Source organism: Flavobacterium frigoritolerans (genome assembly GCF_025847275.1).
GTDB classification, from domain to species: domain Bacteria; phylum Bacteroidota; class Bacteroidia; order Flavobacteriales; family Flavobacteriaceae; genus Flavobacterium; species Flavobacterium frigoritolerans.
On record NZ_JAOZEV010000008.1, the window covers coordinates 1 to 20,831 of the forward strand.

The 20,831-nt window shown below is 33.5% G+C and carries 11 protein-coding genes and 5 tRNA genes; 6 read left to right on the forward strand and 10 right to left on the reverse strand.

The window, feature by feature from the left end:
* Window positions 1-146 precede the first annotated feature (146 nt).
* From OIU80_RS11545 to OIU80_RS11560, 4 genes are all read right to left on the reverse strand, one after another.
* A tRNA-His gene (locus tag OIU80_RS11545) sits at window positions 147-220 on the reverse strand.
* A gap of 77 nt (window positions 221-297) precedes the next feature.
* A complete protein-coding gene (gene bshB1, locus OIU80_RS11550) occupies window positions 298-1,014 on the reverse strand; it encodes a bacillithiol biosynthesis deacetylase BshB1 (RefSeq protein ID WP_264287159.1) in 717 nt (238 codons plus the stop codon).
* 97 nt (window positions 1,015-1,111) lie between these two features.
* Complete coding sequence (locus tag OIU80_RS11555) at window positions 1,112-2,188, reverse strand: chorismate-binding protein (protein ID WP_264287160.1); 1,077 nt, start codon at window positions 2,186-2,188, stop codon at window positions 1,112-1,114.
* A gap of 10 nt (window positions 2,189-2,198) precedes the next feature.
* Entirely contained in the window at window positions 2,199-2,627 is a 429-nt protein-coding gene (locus OIU80_RS11560) for a PaaI family thioesterase (RefSeq protein ID WP_264287161.1), read from the reverse strand.
* A 125-nt stretch (window positions 2,628-2,752) separates the two neighbouring features.
* Between OIU80_RS11560 and OIU80_RS11565 the strand changes: the two genes are divergently transcribed.
* The 6 genes from OIU80_RS11565 (at window position 2,753) to OIU80_RS11590 (ending at window position 14,697) form a co-directional block, all read left to right on the forward strand.
* Entirely contained in the window at window positions 2,753-4,255 is a 1,503-nt protein-coding gene (locus OIU80_RS11565) for a hypothetical protein (RefSeq protein WP_264287162.1), read from the forward strand.
* A gap of 336 nt (window positions 4,256-4,591) precedes the next feature.
* Window positions 4,592-6,442 carry an endonuclease gene (locus OIU80_RS11570; RefSeq protein WP_264287163.1) on the forward strand — a complete coding sequence of 617 codons (1,851 nt, stop codon included), beginning with the start codon at window positions 4,592-4,594 and terminating at the stop codon, window positions 6,440-6,442.
* 384 nt (window positions 6,443-6,826) lie between these two features.
* Complete coding sequence (gene purL / locus OIU80_RS11575) at window positions 6,827-10,480, forward strand: phosphoribosylformylglycinamidine synthase (protein WP_404827371.1); 3,654 nt, start codon at window positions 6,827-6,829, stop codon at window positions 10,478-10,480.
* 265 nt (window positions 10,481-10,745) lie between these two features.
* Window positions 10,746-11,186, forward strand: a complete 441-nt coding sequence (locus OIU80_RS11580) for a hypothetical protein (protein WP_264287165.1) — start codon at window positions 10,746-10,748, stop codon at window positions 11,184-11,186.
* A gap of 445 nt (window positions 11,187-11,631) precedes the next feature.
* Window positions 11,632-13,407, forward strand: coding sequence for an AMP-dependent synthetase/ligase (locus tag OIU80_RS11585; RefSeq protein ID WP_264287166.1), 1,776 nt, complete (start codon window positions 11,632-11,634; stop codon window positions 13,405-13,407).
* A 240-nt stretch (window positions 13,408-13,647) separates the two neighbouring features.
* Window positions 13,648-14,697 carry a proline iminopeptidase-family hydrolase gene (locus OIU80_RS11590; RefSeq protein WP_264287167.1) on the forward strand — a complete coding sequence of 350 codons (1,050 nt, stop codon included), beginning with the start codon at window positions 13,648-13,650 and terminating at the stop codon, window positions 14,695-14,697.
* 58 nt (window positions 14,698-14,755) lie between these two features.
* On the opposite strand, the gene OIU80_RS11595 is transcribed toward OIU80_RS11590, so the two are convergent.
* The 6 genes from OIU80_RS11595 to OIU80_RS11620 form a co-directional block, all read right to left on the reverse strand.
* Window positions 14,756-16,996: an RING finger protein gene (locus OIU80_RS11595; RefSeq protein WP_264287168.1), complete on the reverse strand. Its 2,241-nt coding sequence runs from the start codon at window positions 16,994-16,996 to the stop codon at window positions 14,756-14,758.
* An 86-nt stretch (window positions 16,997-17,082) separates the two neighbouring features.
* Window positions 17,083-17,199, reverse strand: a tRNA-OTHER gene (locus OIU80_RS11600).
* A gap of 348 nt (window positions 17,200-17,547) precedes the next feature.
* Entirely contained in the window at window positions 17,548-18,645 is a 1,098-nt protein-coding gene (locus tag OIU80_RS11605; RefSeq protein WP_264287169.1) for a slipin family protein, read from the reverse strand.
* A gap of 1,117 nt (window positions 18,646-19,762) precedes the next feature.
* A tRNA-Pro gene (locus OIU80_RS11610) sits at window positions 19,763-19,834 on the reverse strand.
* 9 nt (window positions 19,835-19,843) lie between these two features.
* A tRNA-His gene (locus OIU80_RS11615) sits at window positions 19,844-19,914 on the reverse strand.
* A 125-nt stretch (window positions 19,915-20,039) separates the two neighbouring features.
* A tRNA-Asp gene (locus OIU80_RS11620) sits at window positions 20,040-20,112 on the reverse strand.
* Window positions 20,113-20,831: the final 719 nt, after the last annotated feature.

The window sequence follows — 20,831 nt, forward strand, 5'->3', positions numbered from 1 at the left end:
CTTTTTAGACTAACCAATATTTATGCTTAATTTTTGCTGCTCCACAGGTTTTCGTATTGATCCCTTTTTTGGTATTGATCATAAATTTTCACGAAACTTTATTCCACAAAAAAAGCCTCGAATAAATTCGAGGCTTTTGCTTCTTGGGTGGATGACCGGGTTCGAACCGGCGACCCTCGGTACCACAAACCGATGCTCTAACCAACTGAGCTACAACCACCATTTGTGCTTAGCGGTGGCAAAGATACAACTAAAGTTCACTTCTGCAAACAAAAAAGCGAAAAAATTTCATCTTTTTTACAACAAATTTCCTAAACTATTGACAGCCAAACACCTTTCAATAGTAAATCCTTCTGCAAAATCTACCCCAACTAACCTTCCTAAGTCTTGCGCACGATAATTTAAGCTTTCAAGGAAGTTCTTACTCGTTATTGGAGTAGCAGGTTCTTTAGAATTTGCATCATAAAACTGCGATCCATATGCTAAAATAGATTCTATTTTCTTTTCAGTAAACCCTGTGATATCTACAACAAAGTCTGGCTCTATATTTTTCCATTGAATATAATGATATACAACCTTAGGACGCCATGCTGTTTGTTGCTCGCCGTTAAGAGTAGTTTCTATCTTCATCAAACCAGACAAGAAACAAGCATCAGAAACTAATTTACTTCCTTTTCCGTGATCAATATGACGATCATCGATAGCATTACATAAAACAATCTCTGGTTTGTACTTACGAATCATTTTAATGACTTCTAATTGATGCGCTTCATCATTAACAAAAAAACCATCACGCATTGCTAAATTTTCACGTACAGAAACCCCTAATATATTTGCGGCAGCAGCTGCTTCAATGTCTCTAAGTTCAGCTGATCCACGCGTTCCTAATTCTCCTCGGGTTAGATCAACAATACCTACTTTTTTCCCTAAAGAGATCTCTTTTAATATCGTACCTGCACAACCCAATTCTACATCATCTGGATGTGCTCCAAAAGCTAATATATCTAATTTCATATTTTTTTTATATTTAATACTAGTCTCAGTTTTCACTAAAAACTGCAACTGCAAACTTCTCTATTCTCTTTATTCTCTAGCTTCTATTCTCTAGCTTCTATTCTCTTGCTTCTATATTCAAAACCCTTTTCATCGTCATTGATTTATTTACACTTTCCTCCCATTCGTGTTCAGGAATACTTTCTTTTGTAATTCCGCATCCCATATACAAAATAGCTTCAGAATTGCGTATTTGCATGCTTCGTAAATTTACAAACAAATCAGAACTTATCGAGTCGGATGCAAAACTGCTATTTAGTTCACCCAAAAATCCAGTATAAAAAGTTCTATCGTAATTTTCATTTTCCAGAATAAATGCTCTCGATTTCTTTTTAGGATAACCACAAACAGCAGGTGTTGGATGCAATAAATCAATTACTTCATCTAAACTTGAATTGGTATTTAATGCGCCAAAAATATCTGTTTTTATATGCCAGATGCTTCCGGCATTAGCACTATAGGGCTCTGTGACTTCAACAGATGAAGCTACGTCCTTCAATCTTTTTACAATAAAATCGGTAACATATTGCTGTTCATCTTTTTCTTTTTGATGCCAGATAACTTCTGATGCCAAAGCCGCCTTTTGAGTCCCTGCCAAAGCTGTTGTTTCAAAAACATTCCCATTTGCTTTAAGCAATTGCTCAGGTGTTGCCCCCATCCAGAATCCAACTTCAGGATGATAAAAACAATACACTAATGTTGTTGGGTATAAATTTGCCAGATTTTGAAAAGTCTCAATAAAATCAAAATCGTTCAAAGGAACAATTTCACTACGAGACAAAACCACTTTTTTGAACTCATCATTCACAATAGCTTTTACACCGTTTGCAACCAATGTTTCAAATTGTTTTTTGGTTTCTACATCATAACCAGAATCAGTTACATCTAATAAGCTTATCTCTTTTCGCTCTAATTCACTGGTGTAAATTTTAGATTCATTTTCAGGAATAAGAACAATTTGTTTTTTATCAAAAGAAGCAAATACAAATCCTTTTTCCTTATAATCAACAACCTTATGCAACGTATTATTTTGTTGTAATAAAGCTATGATTGTATCTGATTTTGGCTTTTTATAAAGTACAAAAGGCAACTGCTGCTCTTTGTGTTTTTTTATTTTAGAAAAAAATTTATTCATGATTTCCAGATTACTTTTTTTGTCTATCTAAAACCATGTTCGTCAATTTACACAACGAAACTAAATTACCTTCTTCATCCGTAATTTTAATTTCCCATAAATGCAAGCTTCTCCCTTTATGGATAATTCGAGCCGTGCCATAAACGAAACCTTCACGAATACTCTTTAAATGATTAGCCGAAATTTCAATTCCTCGTACTTCTTGTAATTCAGGATTTATAAAAAAGAAAGATGCTGCACTACCTACACTTTCGGCAAGTGCTACAGATGCACCTCCATGCAACAATCCCATTGGTTGGTGAACTGCTGAATTTACTGGCATTCTGGCTACTAAAAAATCTGCTCCTGCATCTATATATTCAATTTTTAGGGTTTGCATCAAGGTGTTTTGTGAAAACTGATTGCAACGCTCCAATATTTGTTCTTTACTAAAATTCATTTGTTTGGCTTTAAAATGTAAAATTAAATAAAAGATAAGTCACAAAACAGGAAATACAATTCTAAATTAAAAATCATACGTTAATCGAATTACTTTTTTGCTATTTTTACATAAATTCTATTCAAATGCGTACTTTTTTTTTACTATTTACTATCGGAATACTTTTAGCAACAAGTTCATGTAGAAGTGATTTTGAAACCGTTGCCAGTACTGGAGATTTAGTTTTCTCAAAAGACACCGTTTATCTAGATACCGTCTTTACCAATATTGGTTCGAGTACCTATCAATTAAAAGTCTATAACCAAAGTAAAAAAGACATCACGATCCCAACAATCAAATTAGGTAAGGGATTAAGCTCAAAATACAGAATGACCGTTGATGGAATGCACGGAACAGAAGGAAAAATCTTTAGCGACGTCACGCTTTTAGCCAAAGACAGCATGTATATTTTTATAGAAACAACTGCTGCAATAACCGATGCAAACCCTTCCGATTTTTTATACACCGATCAAATCCAATTTGATAGTGGTACAAATCTTCAGAATGTAGAATTAGTAACTCTAATTAAAGATGCTACTTTTTTATATCCAAAACATTATAGTGACGGAACTACCGAAACATTACCAATCAATGGTAAAGAAGTGGAAGGCTTTTACCTAGAAGATGACGAATTACAATTTACAAACCAAAAAGCATATGTTATATATGGTTATGCTGCTGTTCCTGAAGGAAAAACTGCTACGTTTGATCCAGGCGCAAGGGTTTATTTTCATTCAAATTCAGGACTCTTAGTTTCTAAAAATGCAAGTATTAATGTAAATGGTGCACTCTCTTCAACAGAAAAACTTGAAAAAGAAGTTATTTTTGAAGGAGATCGCCTAGAAAATTTATATTCGGATATTCCCGGACAATGGGGAACTATATGGCTCGCCAATGGAAGCACAAATAACATTATAAATCATTTAACTATTAAAAACGCAACTACAGGTTTGTTTATAGAAAATAGCGATCAAACTACAGTAAGTATTAAAAATACACAAATTTACAACTCTGTTAATCATGGCATTTTAGCAGAAAACGGAAAAATAAAAGGGGAAAACATTGTAATTAATCGCGCAGGATTATCAAGTTTAGCTTGTTTATATGGTGGAAATTATCAATTTACACACTGTACTTTTAATAACAACTGGCAAAGTTCTCAGCAAAGTGCAGTTTCTTTAAGCAATACTCTTGCAGGCGCGACTCCAGAAACCAAAGATTTAACACAAGCAACTTTCAATAATTGCATTATTTACGGCTCAAATACTAACGAATTATCATTAGACAAAAAAAATAATTCAGCCTTTGTATACCAATTCAATAATTCCTTAATCAAATATAGCAGTACAAGTACCAATCCAGATTATCAATTTAATACCGATACTCAACATTACAACGGAATCATACTAAATCAAGATCCAAAGTTTTATAAAGTTTCTCAGAACAAACTTAATATCGACACTAATTCTGGTGCTTTCGCAAAAGGAAATCAGACGTATACTATTTCAATTGACATTATAGGAAACTCAAGAACTTCCCCACCCGATTTAGGAGCTTATCAAAGTATGCCATTTCCGAAATCGAAATAAAGCCCTTAGCGAGAAAACTTATCTAACTAAAGGCAATATTGAGAAAAACAGGGCTTTAAAACTTGGCAACTCTACGTCTTAGCAAGAAATAAACTAAACACACAAAAACTCACATCGTTTCATAATGGCCTGCAAAAATGCTAAAACGCAAAGCCATCTTCAACTTAAATCTTTATAATAATTACGAGTAAGAAAAATGCTATATAAATTAAACATCTCTTAACATAAGGTATCTTTAAAAGATGTAGATTTGTTTGAATATAAAACTAACCAACTCAAAATCAATTTTTTGATACATTTTATAAGCTCCATTTTTTAAACTCAAACTAATTAATTATGAAGAAAATCTACTCTTCCATTTTATTACTGCTTTTTAGTTTTGCTGCTTTTGCTCAAATTCCTTCAGGATATTATAGCACTGCAACAGGGACAGGTTACGCCCTAAAAACACAATTGTACAACATCATAAAAGGCCATACAGACAATGGTTATGCTGGTTTATACACCACTTATCAAACATCCGATATAGATAATTTTTATGAAAATGATGGAACAGTCTTAGATATGTATTCTGAAAATCCATCAGGAACAGATCCATATAATTATAGTATAGCAACTACACAACGATGTGGTAGTTATTCTGTAGAAGGAGATTGTTATAACCGCGAACATATAATTCCACAATCGGTTTTCAGCGAAAAATCACCTATGGTTTCTGATGCCCATTTTATAACACCAACTGACGGTAAAGTAAACGGAATTCGTTCAAACCATCCGCATGGGGTTGTAAACACACCAACCTATATTTCTCAAAACGGCGGAAAATTGGGATCAAACTCTACATCTGGCTATTCAGGAACTGTTTTTGAGCCAATTAATGAATTTAAAGGAGACATCGCCCGAATGTATTTTTATTTCGCAACCCGTTATGAAAATACTGTTTCTGGTTATAGTTATCCGATGTTTGATGGCTCAGGTGACAAAGTATTCACAGCTGCATTCTTAACTATTCTCTTAACATGGAATGCACAAGACCCTGTAAGCCCAAGAGAAATTGCAAGAAACAATGCTATTTACGCACGTCAAAATAATCGAAATCCTTATATCGATCATCCGGAATATGTAAACCAAATTTGGAGCCCATCTAGCGATACACAAGCACCAACTGCTCCAACAAGTTTAGCAAGTACCTCAAAAACTGCCAACACTATTTCTTTAAGCTGGTCTGCATCTACAGACAATGTAGGAGTTACTGGTTATAATGTATATGCTAATGGCGTTTTAAAAACTACAGTAACTGGATTGAGCGGAACAATTACTGGCTTAACTGCTTCTACAAATTACAATATTACTGTAACTGCAAAAGATGCTGCAGGAAACAATTCGGCCACAAGTAATACCCTTACAGTAACAACAGATGCTGGTGGCGTAACTGACCCAGGAACAGCAACCGATTTATTATTTTCTGAATATATAGAAGGTTCTGGAAATAACAAAGCACTAGAAATTCTGAATGCAACAGGCAGCGCAATTAACTTGTCTGGATACACTATAAAAAGACAAACAAACGGAGCTGGAGCATGGAGTACGGGGCTTGCCTTGAGCGGAACTTTAAATAGCGGAACTAAATTTACTATTGTAAATAATTTGATTGCTTCTACATGTTATCCTAAAGCCTCAGCCAATATTTCGACAACAGCTACAGAACTTACTTTTAATGGAAATGACCCTATGGGGTTATTTAAAAACGGAGTTCTTATTGACATCATCGGAACTTTTAATGGCGGAGCAGCTGACTTTGCTGCGAATGTAACTTTAAGAAGAAAATCGTCTGTAACTTCTCCAAGCACAACATTTAATTTAAGCTCACAATGGGATTCATTTGCTGTAGACTCTTGCGAAAATTTAGGGAATCGTACACTAAAAGTAACTGACCCAGAATTAGTTTCTGATTCTGACGAGATTCTTTTATATCCAAATCCTTCAGATGGTAACTTTTTTATTAATTTCGATAATTCAAATACTCCTTATACAATTGAAATAATTTCGATATCTGGACAAAAAGTATTCGAAAAAATAAACACAACCCTGCAAAATATAGCCGTAAGTAATCTACCTAAAGGATTATATATCATTAAAGTTATAAAAGAGGAAAAAACCTTTATTAAAAAGATACTAATCAACTAATTATAAATTAGCCATCTAGTAATTAAAAAGCGGCAATTTGTCGCTTTTTTTTGTTTCTGAAGATTTTAAAATTAATTTTTCACGCAGATTTTGCAGATAAAGCAGATACAAAACCTCTAAAGAATTTATGCAGATTCAATAATCCTCAAATCAATTAAATCTGCTCAATCAGCCAAATCTGCGTTAAACAAAAACTTTGCGTCTTTTCAAAATTAAAAAAAAAACGCACTGCTCTGCGTCTCTACACATTACCATTGACCCTCTCGACATTCTGATGAAAAAAAAATCACTGTGTTTTTTTTTAAAAGAGTTCGTTTTCAAATTTGCGCTTACTATTTATTTACACTAAATTTGCAACTAAAATACAACAAACTACACAACACAATGATTCATTTCTTTGAAAACCAAAGCAAAACTGTTTTTGCAGTACAAACGCAAAACGAAATTTCGGCTCAAGACATTTCAAAATTAAACTGGCTTTTTGCCAACTCCAATAAAATTGAAAAATCCGTACTAACGGATTTTTTTGTTGGCCCACGTGCCACTATGATTACCCCTTGGAGTACCAATGCTGTAGAGATTACTCAGAATATGGGTATTCCTGGCATCATCAGAATTGAAGAATTTTATCCGGCAACAGCTGATTTTTCAGATTTTGACCCGATGCTTTCGCAAAAGTATACTGAACTGAATCAAGAAATCTTTACTATCAACGTACAACCAGAAGCAATTTTGGACATCGATGATATTGCTGCTTACAACAAAACTGAAGGTTTAGCTTTAAGCCAAGAAGAAGTAGATTATCTAGACAACCTAGCTGTTAAACTAGGACGTAAACTAACTGACTCTGAAATTTTTGCTTTCTCACAAGCAAACTCAGAACACTGTCGTCACAAAATTTTCAACGGAACTTTTGTAATCGATGGAGAAGAAAAAGAAACATCTTTATTCAAATTAATCAAAAAAACATCTCAGGAAAACCCTAACGATATCGTTTCGGCTTACAAAGACAACGTGGCTTTTGTAAAAGGACCACGCGTACAGCAGTTTGCTCCAAAAACAGCAGACAAACCAGACTTTTATGAAATAAAAGAATTTGATTCGGTTATTTCATTAAAGGCCGAAACACACAATTTCCCAACAACTGTTGAGCCTTTTAATGGTGCTGCAACAGGATCAGGAGGAGAGATTCGTGACCGTCTTGCAGGAGGACAAGGTTCATTGCCACTTGCAGGAACAGCCGTTTACATGACTTCGTATTCTCGCTTAGCAAAAGACCGTGAATGGGAAAATGCTGTTGACGAAAGAAAATGGTTATACCAAACTCCAATGGATATCTTGATAAAAGCTTCAAACGGAGCGTCAGATTTCGGAAATAAATTTGGTCAGCCACTTATTACAGGTTCAGTTTTAACATTCGAACATGAAGAAAACGACCGCAAGATTGGTTACGATAAAGTAATCATGCAAGCTGGTGGAATCGGTTACGGAAAATTAGATCAAGCCATTAAAAAGAAACCACAAGAAGGAGATAAAATTGTTATTCTTGGTGGAGAAAATTATAGAATCGGAATGGGTGGAGCTGCGGTTTCATCTGCAGATACAGGAGCTTTTGGTTCAGGAATTGAATTAAATGCAATCCAACGTTCTAACCCAGAAATGCAAAAACGTGCTGCCAATGCCATTCGTGGTTTGGTAGAAAGCGATAACAACCCAATTGTATCTATTCACGATCACGGAGCTGGAGGACACTTAAACTGTCTTTCTGAACTAGTAGAAGAAACTGGCGGATTAATTGATTTAGACAAATTACCTGTTGGAGATCCAACCCTTTCTGCTAAAGAAATTATCGGAAACGAATCTCAAGAAAGAATGGGATTAGTAATTGGTCAAAAAGATATTGATATCTTACAAAGAATCGCCGACAGAGAGCGTTCACCAATGTACCAAGTTGGAGATGTAACGGGAGATCACCGTTTTACTTTTGAATCTAAATCAACTGGAGCTAAACCTATGGATTATGCTCTTGAAGATTTCTTCGGAAGTTCTCCAAAAACAATAATGACCGATAAAACTATCGATAGAAATTATACTGCTGTTACTTATTCTGCAACAGATTTTGAAGGCTATTTACAAAGCGTTTTACGTTTAGAAGCTGTTGCATCTAAAGACTGGTTAACTAATAAAGTAGACCGTTGTGTAGGTGGAAAAGTTGCCAAACAACAAAATACAGGACCATTACAATTGCCATTGAATAATTGTGGTGTAATGGCTTTAGATTATTTAGGTAAAGAAGGAATCGCAACATCTATCGGACACGCTCCTATTGCTGCTTTGATTGATCCTGTTGCAGGAAGCAGAAATGCAATTGCCGAATCATTATCAAATATTGTTTGGGCTCCAATTAAAGACGGATTAAAAGGAATTTCATTATCAGCAAACTGGATGTGGGCTTGTAAAAACGAAGGCGAAGATGCTCGTTTATATGCTGCTGTAGAAGGCTGTTCAGAATTTGCAATCGAATTAGGAATCAACATTCCAACAGGAAAAGATTCTCTTTCGATGAAACAAAAATATCCAAATGATGAAGTAATTGCACCGGGAACGGTTATTATTTCGGCAGGTGGAAATTGTACAGACATTAAAAAAGTAGTTGAACCTGTTTTACAGAAAAACGGAGATTCTATTTATTATATCAATTTATCTCAAGATGCGTACAAATTAGGAGGTTCTTCTTTTGCACAAATCAGAAATACTATCGGAAACGAAACTTCGACTATAAAAGACGCTTCGTTCTTTAAAAATGCATTTAATACCATTCAGGAATTAATTGGTGACGATCAAATTCTTGCTGGACACGACATCGGAAGTGGTGGTTTAATCACAACTTTATTAGAATTGTGTTTTGCAGATGTAAATCTTGGAGCTAAAATTGATTTCTCAGCTTTCGCTGAAAAAGACTTATTGAAAGTCCTTTTTGCAGAAAACATCGGAATTGTTTTTCAGGCAAAATCAGATTCAGCTGTTGAAGCTAAATTAAATGCTAATAATATTGAATTCTTCAAGATTGGTTCTGTAACTACTACCGAAACTTTAGAAGTTGGAAATTGGTCTTTAAACATTCCGAAATACAGAGATATCTGGTTTGAAACTTCTTATTTATTAGATCAAAAACAATCTAAAAACGGAAGAGCACAAGCCCGTTTTGAGAATTACAAAAATCAAGTTTTAAACTATACTTTCCCAGCACATTTTACAGGAAAAAAACCTGTAATCGATGCTTCGAAACCAAAACCTAAAGCGGCTATTATTCGTGAAAAAGGAAGTAATTCTGAGCGCGAAATGGCAAATGCAATGTACTTAGCTGGATTTGATGTAAAAGATGTTCACATGACTGATTTAATCTCTGGTCGTGAAACTCTAGAAGACATTCAGTTTATTGGTGCAGTTGGAGGATTCTCTAACTCAGATGTTTTAGGTTCTGCTAAAGGTTGGGCTGGTGCTTTCTTATATAATGAAAAAGCAAAAACTGCTTTAGATAACTTCTTTAAAAGAGAAGATACTTTATCTGTAGGAATCTGTAATGGTTGCCAATTGTTTATGGAATTAGAAGTTATAAATCCAGAACATGAAGTACACGGTAAATTATTGCATAACGAAAGCCAGAAACACGAAAGTATCTTTACCTCTGTAAAAGTACAAGAAAACAACTCGGTGATGTTATCATCCCTTGCAGGAAGTACTCTTGGAGTTTGGGTTTCTCATGGTGAAGGAAAATTCAATTTGCCATTGGCTGAAGAAAATTACAATATCGTATCTAAATACGCTTACGAAGGATATCCTGCAAACCCAAATGGATCTGATTATAACACAGCAATGCTATGTGATAAAACAGGAAGACATTTGGTTATGATGCCACATATTGAGCGTTCGACTTTCCAATGGAACTGGGCGCACTATCCAAAAGACAGAAACGACGAAGTTTCTCCTTGGCATGAAGCTTTTGTAAATGCAAGAAAATGGATTGAGAAAATCTAATTTTTACACTCATACTAAAAAAAACTCATTCGTAACTGAATGAGTTTTTTTATTAAGACTACTCTCATACACAAAATTCAATAATAAAAACACAACGAGTTAATACTCAATACATCCCGTTTTTGATATAAAAAAGATAAAATTAGTGTGCTGTTTTTGTCTTTTTTTTTTGACCTGATTTTATTAGTTTTGCCCTCCCCCATAAAAATACCACTATTTATTATACCCCAAAAACAAATAAAACAAAACCCTAAATACCATTTTAATGAAAATCAAAAACCTACTTTTTGTTACTCTTTTTCTTTGTTTAACAAACGTTTATTCTCAAATTAAAACAGAAAAAATTACTGCTAAAAATCAAGAACGCTTCATTACTACTACAATCTCTTATCCTGTAAGCGGAATCTATTTATATGAAGGTAAAAAAGAACCAATAGTTCAGTTAAATGCAAATGGAACTGGAATTTATCAATACGAAGATCTGACCAAGAAAAACATCACTTGGGGATTTGAATGTTCGGAAATTGGAATCCCTTTATTTAATGAAGGTTTTGATAGTGCTTCCTATTCACTTTGGCATAAAACCAATGACAAAGAAGACAACGAATGGGTTTACGCACAATTCTCGATTCATTTCAATAAAAAGAAGATGTATATTTCAGGAGAAAGAGTGAAAGAATATGTTGAAGAAGCGAAAAAAATTTAAATTTTGCATTAACCATATAAGTCTCTTAAGCGCCTTTTTAGTCGATTCGGACTAGAAATTTTCACGCGAAATCATGAAAGCACAAAAAAAGCATGAATAAACTTGCTGGCTTGGCTGCTTTGTAAGAGATTCATTCTGCGCCACATTAAAGATATTATTCTTAACTTAGTAACTTATGCTTTAACTGACTTAATTCAGAAAAATTTTATCTATAACTAACATAAAGATGGTACTTTAAATTGGATAGCAAAATTTAGTTTTTTCAAACAAAAAGCAGTATTATAGCATTACAAATTAGCTCTATAAATATAACAAAACATACCGCACAAAGAAATCGATTTCGTAATTTAAAACAAATAGAATTAAACTTTTCATATTTAATTTATTAAAAATAAAAATTAACGATAAATTTTATTAATTTGCGGTAAAATTCAATCTAAACGCCATGGTTACAATTACGAGACTTTTTGATTTTCCTTATTATCAGAAAGAAAAATATAATAAAAAAGATGCTTTAGTAACCAAACGTAATGGTGTTTGGGAGAAAACCTCTACTGAAGAATATATCGCAAAAGCTAATGCCATTTCTCGCGCATTATTGCGTATGGGAATTCAAAAAAATGATAAAATTGCCTTAATCACTTCTACAAATAGAACGGAATGGCATATCATGGATATTGGTATTTTACAAACTGGAGCACAAACTGTTCCTGTTTACCCGACTATATCCGAAGAAGATTACGAATATGTTTTAAACCATAGCGGTAGTAGCTATTGCTTTGTTTCTGACAAAGAAGTGTTGGATAAAGTATTAGCCATTAAACAAAATGTACCAACTCTAAAAGATGTTTTTACTTTTGATGAAATCGCTGGAGCTAAAAACTGGACTATTGTATTAGGTGAAGGTGCAGATGAAAGCAATCAGAATGAAGTTGAAGCTAGAAAAGACAGTATCGATACCGAAGATTTAGCAACAATTATATATACATCTGGAACAACAGGACGTCCTAAAGGTGTTATGCTTTCGCATAAAAACATTGTTTCAAATGTTCTGGACAGTGCGCCAAGAATCCCATTTGATCCAGGAAATAGTGTAGCATTAAGCTTCCTTCCTATTTGTCATATCTTCGAGAGAATGATATTATACATTTATCAGTATTATGGTATCTCGGTATATTTTGGAGAATCTATTGATAAGTTAAGTGATAACCTAAAAGAAGTTAGACCAAATGTAATTACTGCTGTTCCTAGACTTCTTGAAAAAGTATATGATAAAATTTATGCAAAAGGTGCTGATTTAACTGGAATCAAAAAGAAATTATTTTTCTGGGCTATAAATTTAGGTTTAAGATATGAACCATACGGTGCAAATGGTTTCTGGTATGAATTTCAATTAAAAATAGCACGCAAATTAATTTTCAGTAAATGGAAAGAAGGTTTGGGTGGTAATATCGATTTAATGGTTTCTGGAAGTGCTGCGTTACAAACAAGATTAACTCGAGTTTTTGCAGCAGCAGGAATACCTGTTATGGAAGGTTACGGTTTATCTGAAACTTCTCCTGTAATATCTGTGAATGACACTAGAAACAGAGGTTTTAAAATTGGAACTGTTGGAAAACCAATTCGTAATGTAGAGGTGAAAATAGCCGAAGACGGAGAAATCCTTTGTAAAGGACCTAACGTTATGATGGGCTATTATAAAGATGCAGAAAAAACTGCAGAAGCTTTACAAAATGGTTATTTCCATACAGGAGATATTGGAGAAATCGACAGCGAAGGTTTCCTTAAAATTACAGATCGTAAAAAAGAAATGTTCAAAACTTCTGGAGGTAAATATATTGCCCCTCAAATGATTGAGAACATGATGAAACAATCTCGTTTTATCGAACAAATAATGGTTATTGGTGAAGGCGAAAAAATGCCAGCTGCTTTTATCCAGCCTAACTTTGAGTTTGTAAAAGAATGGGCTAAAATTCACAAAATAACTTTAGGAAATTCTAACAACGATATCATTACAAACGTTCAGGTAATTAAACGTATTGATGAGGAAGTTGAAGCTGTAAATGAAAAATTTGGTCATTGGGAAAAAATCAAACGTTTTGAGCTTACTCCAGATGTTTGGTCTATCGATGGTGGACAATTAACTCCAACTTTAAAACTGAAACGTAAAATAATCAAAGAAATTTACGCACCTCTTTACAAGAAAATCTACGGCGAATAAAACAGTCAAAAGAAGCAACGCAGATTATATGAATTTCCTAAAAGAAATCTGTATAATCTGCGTTTCCTTTTTAGGTAATGTATGCATTTGAATGAACCTATTTTTCATATAAATAAATAGATAGTTTAGTTATAAATCTAACATTAATCACGAATTCCACCTATTAATTTCTATTAATTCGTGGATTTTTTTGCAATAAAAAGATTAGATTAGTTCCTAATAATCATAAAAATAAAAATCATGAGAGTAAAATTCATCATTTGTTTCTTAAGCATTATATTATTTTCTAGTTGTAAAGAAGAAACTAAAATAGATACTGTTAAAGCCAATTATTTAGATTTTTCTAAACGTGATGACCAACTTACTGGTGGCATAAAAATGATTCCGATTACTACACCCAAAGGAAAATTTAAAGTATGGACAAAAACCGTTGGTAACAATCCTACGATAAAAGTTTTATTATTACATGGCGGCCCAGGACTTACACATGAATTATACGAATGCTTTGATGGTTATTTTCCTAACGAAAGTATCGAATACATCTATTATGATCAATTGGGTTCTTACTATAGTGACCAACCTACCGATAGTAGTTTATGGACTAATGAGCGTTTTGTTGAAGAAGTAGAACAAGTACGTATTGCATTAGGGCTGGACAACTCTAACTTTTATATTTTAGGTCAATCTTGGGGCGGAATCCTTGCTATGGAATATGCTCTGAAATATCAGAAAAACTTAAAAGGGCTTATCATTTCTAACATGATGGCGAGTGTTCCAGAATATAATAAATATGCCAAAGATGTACTAGCTCCGCAAATGGATCCAAAAATCTTAAAAGAATTACAAGATATTGAAGCCAAGAATGATTTTGAAAATCCAAGATACAGTGAGCTTCTTTTTAAAAATTATTACACACAACATATTTTAAGAATGCCTCTTGAAGAATGGCCAGAGTCTATAAACAGATGTTTCAAACACATTAATCCAAGCGTATATGTTTATATGCAAGGTCCTAGCGAATTTGGGATAACCGGAAATGCTACTTTAAAAGACTGGGATATAAAATCAAGACTGAAAACGATTACAGTTCCTACTTTGTCAATTGGTTCTAAATATGATACCATGGATCCTGAACACATGAAATGGATTGCTAATGAGGTACAAAACGGACGCTTTTTATTCTGTCCTAACGGAAGTCATCTTTCTCAATATGACGATCCTAAACATTACTTTCCTGGTGTAATCCAGTTCCTGAAAGATGTTGATAACGGAAGCTTTAAAAAAGGATAAATTTTCAATTCTATAAAAACAAAAAACCACGAATGTAATGTTCGTGGTTTTCTGTTTTTTAATCTATTAATAATTGGGTAACTGCAGCCGAATTAATTGCCCAATTTGTATCGTAAACCTCATCGGCTTCTGCTGTTTCTACAATTTCCAAACCTTGCGCTTCGGCTTTTAGAACTAACAAACTTCCTATATTCAATTTACTGTTCAGCTTAGATAATAATGCATTTACACCTTTATAATCTAATCCTTGTACAACTTGACCTGCAAAAGTCATCTCTAACCAAATGATTTCTCTTTTGGCTACATCCAAAACTCCAAAAACAAGACCTTTAGTAACATTTTGTGTCACTCGTACCTGATGATCTACACAAGATGGATCATAGGCAACTCCTGTTTTCTCGGATATTTTCATCGGATGTTTACTATTCATCCAACCTACAATTAAATTTGGAGTAATACTTCCGTTACTATACGCATTGCATGTAAAAGTTACAAACTTGGCATTGGCTTTAGCCAATTCGTCAATGTTTATGTTGATATATTCAGCTGTACCAATTTTATTCGGAATCCTTTGTATATCTCCACTATGTTTACAACCTGTAGTTTCTAATCGACTAAAAGAACAAATATCTGCACTATTTTCATAAGCAATATGACAGCTTAAATCCATATCTAGATGTTGTGCAGGTAAATCTTGCCCCCACTGCATAAACAATCGTACTTCATTACCTTCTATCGGGAAACGTGTTCCCATCAAAGCAACTGGTAAATCCTGAACAGTTTCGCTTCTATCTCCTATTGAAACAGGAATATTAAACAATTGCGGATCTATATAAATTGTCTTATTATCATTTGATATCGCTGCAAATCTTTTCTTCATAACCAAGATACACATATCCTCGATTTGCTTTTTCATGGCATCCAATTGTTCATCAGTATACAATGATAACAAACGATTTGGTTCAATTCTTTTACTAGTTCCACCCAATGGTTTCACACTTCTTTGGATTGTTTTATCGAAATAATTTTGAGCGTACATATTCAATGTAAAAACCAAACGCGCAGGCACTTTATCAATGATTTCATTAAAATGTGCAATCGTTTCATCGGCACCAAACCAAAGCATATTCGAAAATAACGAACGAGCAAACAATCCTGGTCGCTGTTTTAGCAAAGCAAAAGTTTTATCTGCATCTAATTTCAATCGAAAGTGATTCAGATTTCCTTGCCAAACTTCGTAAGTCTGGTTATAGAAAGTATCTAATAAAACGGCCAATTTTTCAAAGCCTTTTCTTTTGCTATATTCTGGCAAACGCAATGCTCGTATAAAACGAACCCACATTCCTCTTTTTGGATGCATGATTTCGCAAGCAGCATCGGCACTCATTTCTAGGTTATTCAACCAATTGGCAACCATCAAACATTCTTTTCTAGAATATTTAAGCTTTAAGTCTTCTTTAGCTGTCAACTTAGACTTGGCACTATTATCCAAAAAATGAACCAAATGTTGATTGTTTTTTTCAATTCTTTGAATGATTGTTTTTGGATCAATAATTTGTAATAAATTGGTTTTCTTATACCATAAATATCTCAAAATATCTGTTGGCGTTTTAAAGTATTGCGTAGCTTTTTCGGCTTGATCCTGTTCTATTAATGCGTCGATAACAAGCATCAATGTTTCTTTCATTGCAATAGCAACATCTGGCAATGGCAAGTACACGCTCAAAGTTTTTAAGCTTTCTACCTGAGTAGCATCCAAAGCTGTTTTTGATGTCAATAATGAAGTAAAGAAATCATTCAACTCTTTTTCCGACCATAATTCTAAAACTTTTAGTTTACTCCCTTGTCCGTAATTTTCAATTTTTCCAAATTCAAATGGAGTTCCACAAAAAGGGCAACCGTTGTATCGTTCTAAAGGAAAAGTACCATTAGGAATAATATGTCCGCATTGCAAAGTGATTCCATCACTAGATTTAAAAAGATTAGCAAACAAAGTCGCAATATGATCTAAAACAGATTCTCCAGTAGGAACATTCCATTCTTTAACCAAAGGAGTCCAGTTTTTATTTGTTCCCAAAACGTCTTTTAATACCTCCAAAACCTCAACTTTATAATTCGGATTTACATTGTTTAAAGCGTGTAATAACGATTCAGAAAAAGTGAATCCGAGTTTTGAAACATTAGCTACTAAAGCCAATGTTGTTCCTGATATTTTTTTAGCATCATTTGCAAGTAATTCTGTTGGAATAAAAATTGCATTCTGACGCAAACTGATTTTTAATAATTCTTTTGTTTTCATTTTTAATGAATTTAATAATTAGATAATTGTGTTTCTAGTTCTACCTAAAAGATTTTTGAAGTAAGAAACACTTGACCTTAATTTTGTGGAGCAGGTGGGATTCGAACCCACGACACGGGCGTTAACAATGCGAGAAGTAAGTTAAGATTGACCTTTTAAGGATAATTTCAAAACTACCTGCTCTACCGCTGAGCTACTGCCCCATTTTTTATAAATATATTAATCGATAATTGTTAAAGTATATCTTAAATGTTATTGAAGTAACTTTAACTTGACCTGATTAATTCATTTGTCTTATTTAAAAGAACGTGTTTTTAATTTCTTAAGCAAATATTCAAATTTAAGTACGCAATTATTCTGCGTAGTAAAATATTTTTTTTCTAAAATAAGTTTCATTTTATACAGAAAGAACCATTTCAACTCCCAAAACACAGATTATACGTTAGCTGTGTTTAGCATTTTGATAGTTCTGCCTTTATATAATAATCCAAAACTAATTAAAAGTCTGCTGTTTTTTTGTAAAACCACGAACATAACATCCGTGGTTTTTCTTATTTAACAAAAATTTCTTTTAATTGACCAATGATGTTACCACTGCCAGAAATTGTAATTTCACCAATCTTATCAGCGATTTTTTCAACATATTCCATTTCTTTCAATTTCCATAACATCTCGTTTTCCTCCATCAACTTTGCTGTGTTTAACAAGCTTCTTGTTGCCGCAGTTTCTTCTCTTCGCATAATGCTATTGGCTTGTGCTTTTTTCTCAGCAACCAAAACCTGATTCATGATTTCTTTCATATCACCTGGTAAAATTACATCTCGAATTCCAGCGTCAGAAATTACCAATCCTAACTCATTTATTTTAGTTGTTACTTCAACCAAAATTGCTTCTGCAATCGTATCTTTTTTGGCTAACAATTCATCAAGAGTTAAACCTCCTACGAATGCTCTCAAAGCCAATTGCATGGCAACATATAATTGTTTTTCAAAGTCCTTATTATCCACCAAAGCTTTCATAACATCTACCACTTGGTATCTCACAAAGAAATTAATTCTCAATCCTGCTTTATCTTTAGTCAATAATTCCTGACCCGAAATCTCAATATGTTGCTGTCTGGCATCAACTGTTTTTACTTCGATTGTAATCGCATTATTCCAAAAATAATGAGTTCCAGCTTTTAATTCTGTTGTAAAGGCCCCGTTAACAAACAACAATGCTTTATCATTACAGGCTACAATAAATTTTCTTGTATACAACCTCAATCTTGCATTTTCCAATAAATTCATTGGAATATTTTCGGTGATATAAATTTTAGATAAATCTATTTTAGTAAATTCATTTTTAACAATTCCTTTCCAGAAAGCATATCTACCAGCCGTTAAAACATCTTTAAAGTTACCATTTATAAATTGTATTACAATTTCGTTATCAGCTACCTCAACTAATTCTAACATAGAAGCCAATATTTCATTCTGCAACAATAAATTCAATTCATAAGGCGCCTGAAATGGCAAACCCATATCATAAATAATTACATTTTTGTTTCCAAAAACCCAATGTAAACCAACTTCCAATACTGCAACTAATTTTCTGTTCTCGAATACCAAACCTACTTGGTACGCATTAATTTTAATTCTATCTATCATCACTCTTTTTGTTTTTTGTTTTCTTTGTTTCAAATTCAAACAAAGATTTTTCTATTTCGTTTACTATTTATTTCAAAAGCCAAATGCTTGACTTCTATTTTTTAACGGTTTGTTTTGCCACAGATTTCAAGGATTAAAATGATTTTCTCTAATCTCTATAAATCATCTTTCTTCTATTCTCTATTCTCTATCCTAATCTTTAAATAAAAAAACTTCATTGTCTCTCTCCTCAGAGAAAAACGGACGAATAGTTTGTTATTTGTTTGCTCCAATTGTTTAGCGATTTTATTTTGTAAAAGCGATTCTAAAAATCACTCAAACAATCAAATCGAAAAGAAAACGAGTTTTTCAAAATACATTGCTATTCGCACTGGTTTTATCATGAGTGTGAAATTTTGAACTTTACAATCCTAGTTCCACAGACAAAGACAAATCAGTTTTCTTTGGTTATGCATCTTTTTAAGAGTGATGCGCTCTAAATACAGATTTTCAGTCTGCTGATTACCATTTATCAAACCGAAACGAGTTCGGTGCAGGATTCGAACCTGCAGAAATTTCTATTGTTCTAACCAACTGAACTATCACATTGCTGTGAGTGGGAATCGAACCCACGACCGATAGAGGAGATCGTTTTTTGGAAAACAATCAAAACCTCCAAATCAAGTTGCATAGAAAAACATAATCCGCTACCGCGAAAAGTTCCCTACAATGGTGCTATACAGAAACACGCAACAGGACTTGTTTGATATTTTTAAAACCATAAACAATCTTGTCTATAATTTCTTTATTTACTTTATTTAAAAGAACGTGTTTTATTTCTTGAGCAAATATTCAAATCATACTGCGCAACTATTCCGCGTAGACAATTAGAAACTAGAAAACTTTTTTATTTAGCATCTGAAAAGAGACTTTTAAGCTCTTGAAAAAATGCAACCAAAGCACAAAACCACTTCGTTTTTTCTTTGCATCTCTGCGACTTAGCAAGAAAATTGCTCGCTATCTTATCTTTAACAGCACTTTGCCAATCTCTCGCTAAAACACCAAGGCGCTAAGTTTTAAAAACTTTGTTCCAACAACTATCGGAACTCTGCACCTTTGAACCTTCAAAAAAAACTTGTCTGAGAAGTAGGATTCGAACCTACGACCTCCCGCGTCCAAGGCGGGTAAACAACCACCGTTATCTTCTCAGTTATTTTTGGGTGTTTTCGGGAATCGAACTCTGTTCTTCGGATTCACAGTCCGAGGTTTTACCAAATAAACTAAAAACACCATTTTTACATTCTCCCACTAAGGCACAAAACTCTTTATCAATCCTTCGCTAAGACGCTAAGTTTTAAAACCTTTGTTCCGATAGCTATCGGAACTCTACACCTTTGAACCTTCAAAAAAATTAGCGGCTCATACGGGAGTTGAACCCGTTTCTCCCGAGAGACAGTCGGGAAGGTTAGCCAGTAACCCCAATGAGCCAGTTCCTTCTAGAGAACAATGTAATTCCGGAAGGACTCGAACCTCCCTTCTACCAATTGAAATACGGAATTATTTATTTTCGAGCATAAAAAAAGCACCCGATTAAAGGTGCTTCATGAGATTTGATAAGATATACGTATCCTATTACCAGTATCTATGCACCTGTATTGTAATAAATCCAAGATCTAAACTCGGGTTTAATAATTGTTTTTTATATGTGTTATGAGTGAAATTCATTTTGTGTATTTTATTATATATTGAAATCATTGTCATTATTAGAAATTCGTTTTCCAAATTTTCTTCGGCAAAGATAAAGTCTAAAAAATCAATTATCCAAATCATTTTTAAATTTATTTTACTGATAATCAAGCAATTAACCCCTGTCTAAGATCATAGAAATCCCTGTCCGCTTACTTAAGCAGATCCTTAATTGTATCAAATGACTGTCTCTCATCAGATTACTTCTCAAGATTATATTTCGCTATTAGGTTTAATCATTAAACATTTTATCCTTTATTTTTTTAATTATTTTTATCTAAAAGTTTTTCCAGTCCAATTAGTATCATATTGAGCCGCATTATTAGCACATTAAGCGAAGCCAAAATGCCTCAAAACAAAGAAAGCGCCCCGATATCAGGACGCTTTTATATTTGTATGTTGAATTTGAAACTACAATTTACATTTCAATTCTATAAAACACATATCACATCCATAGCTTT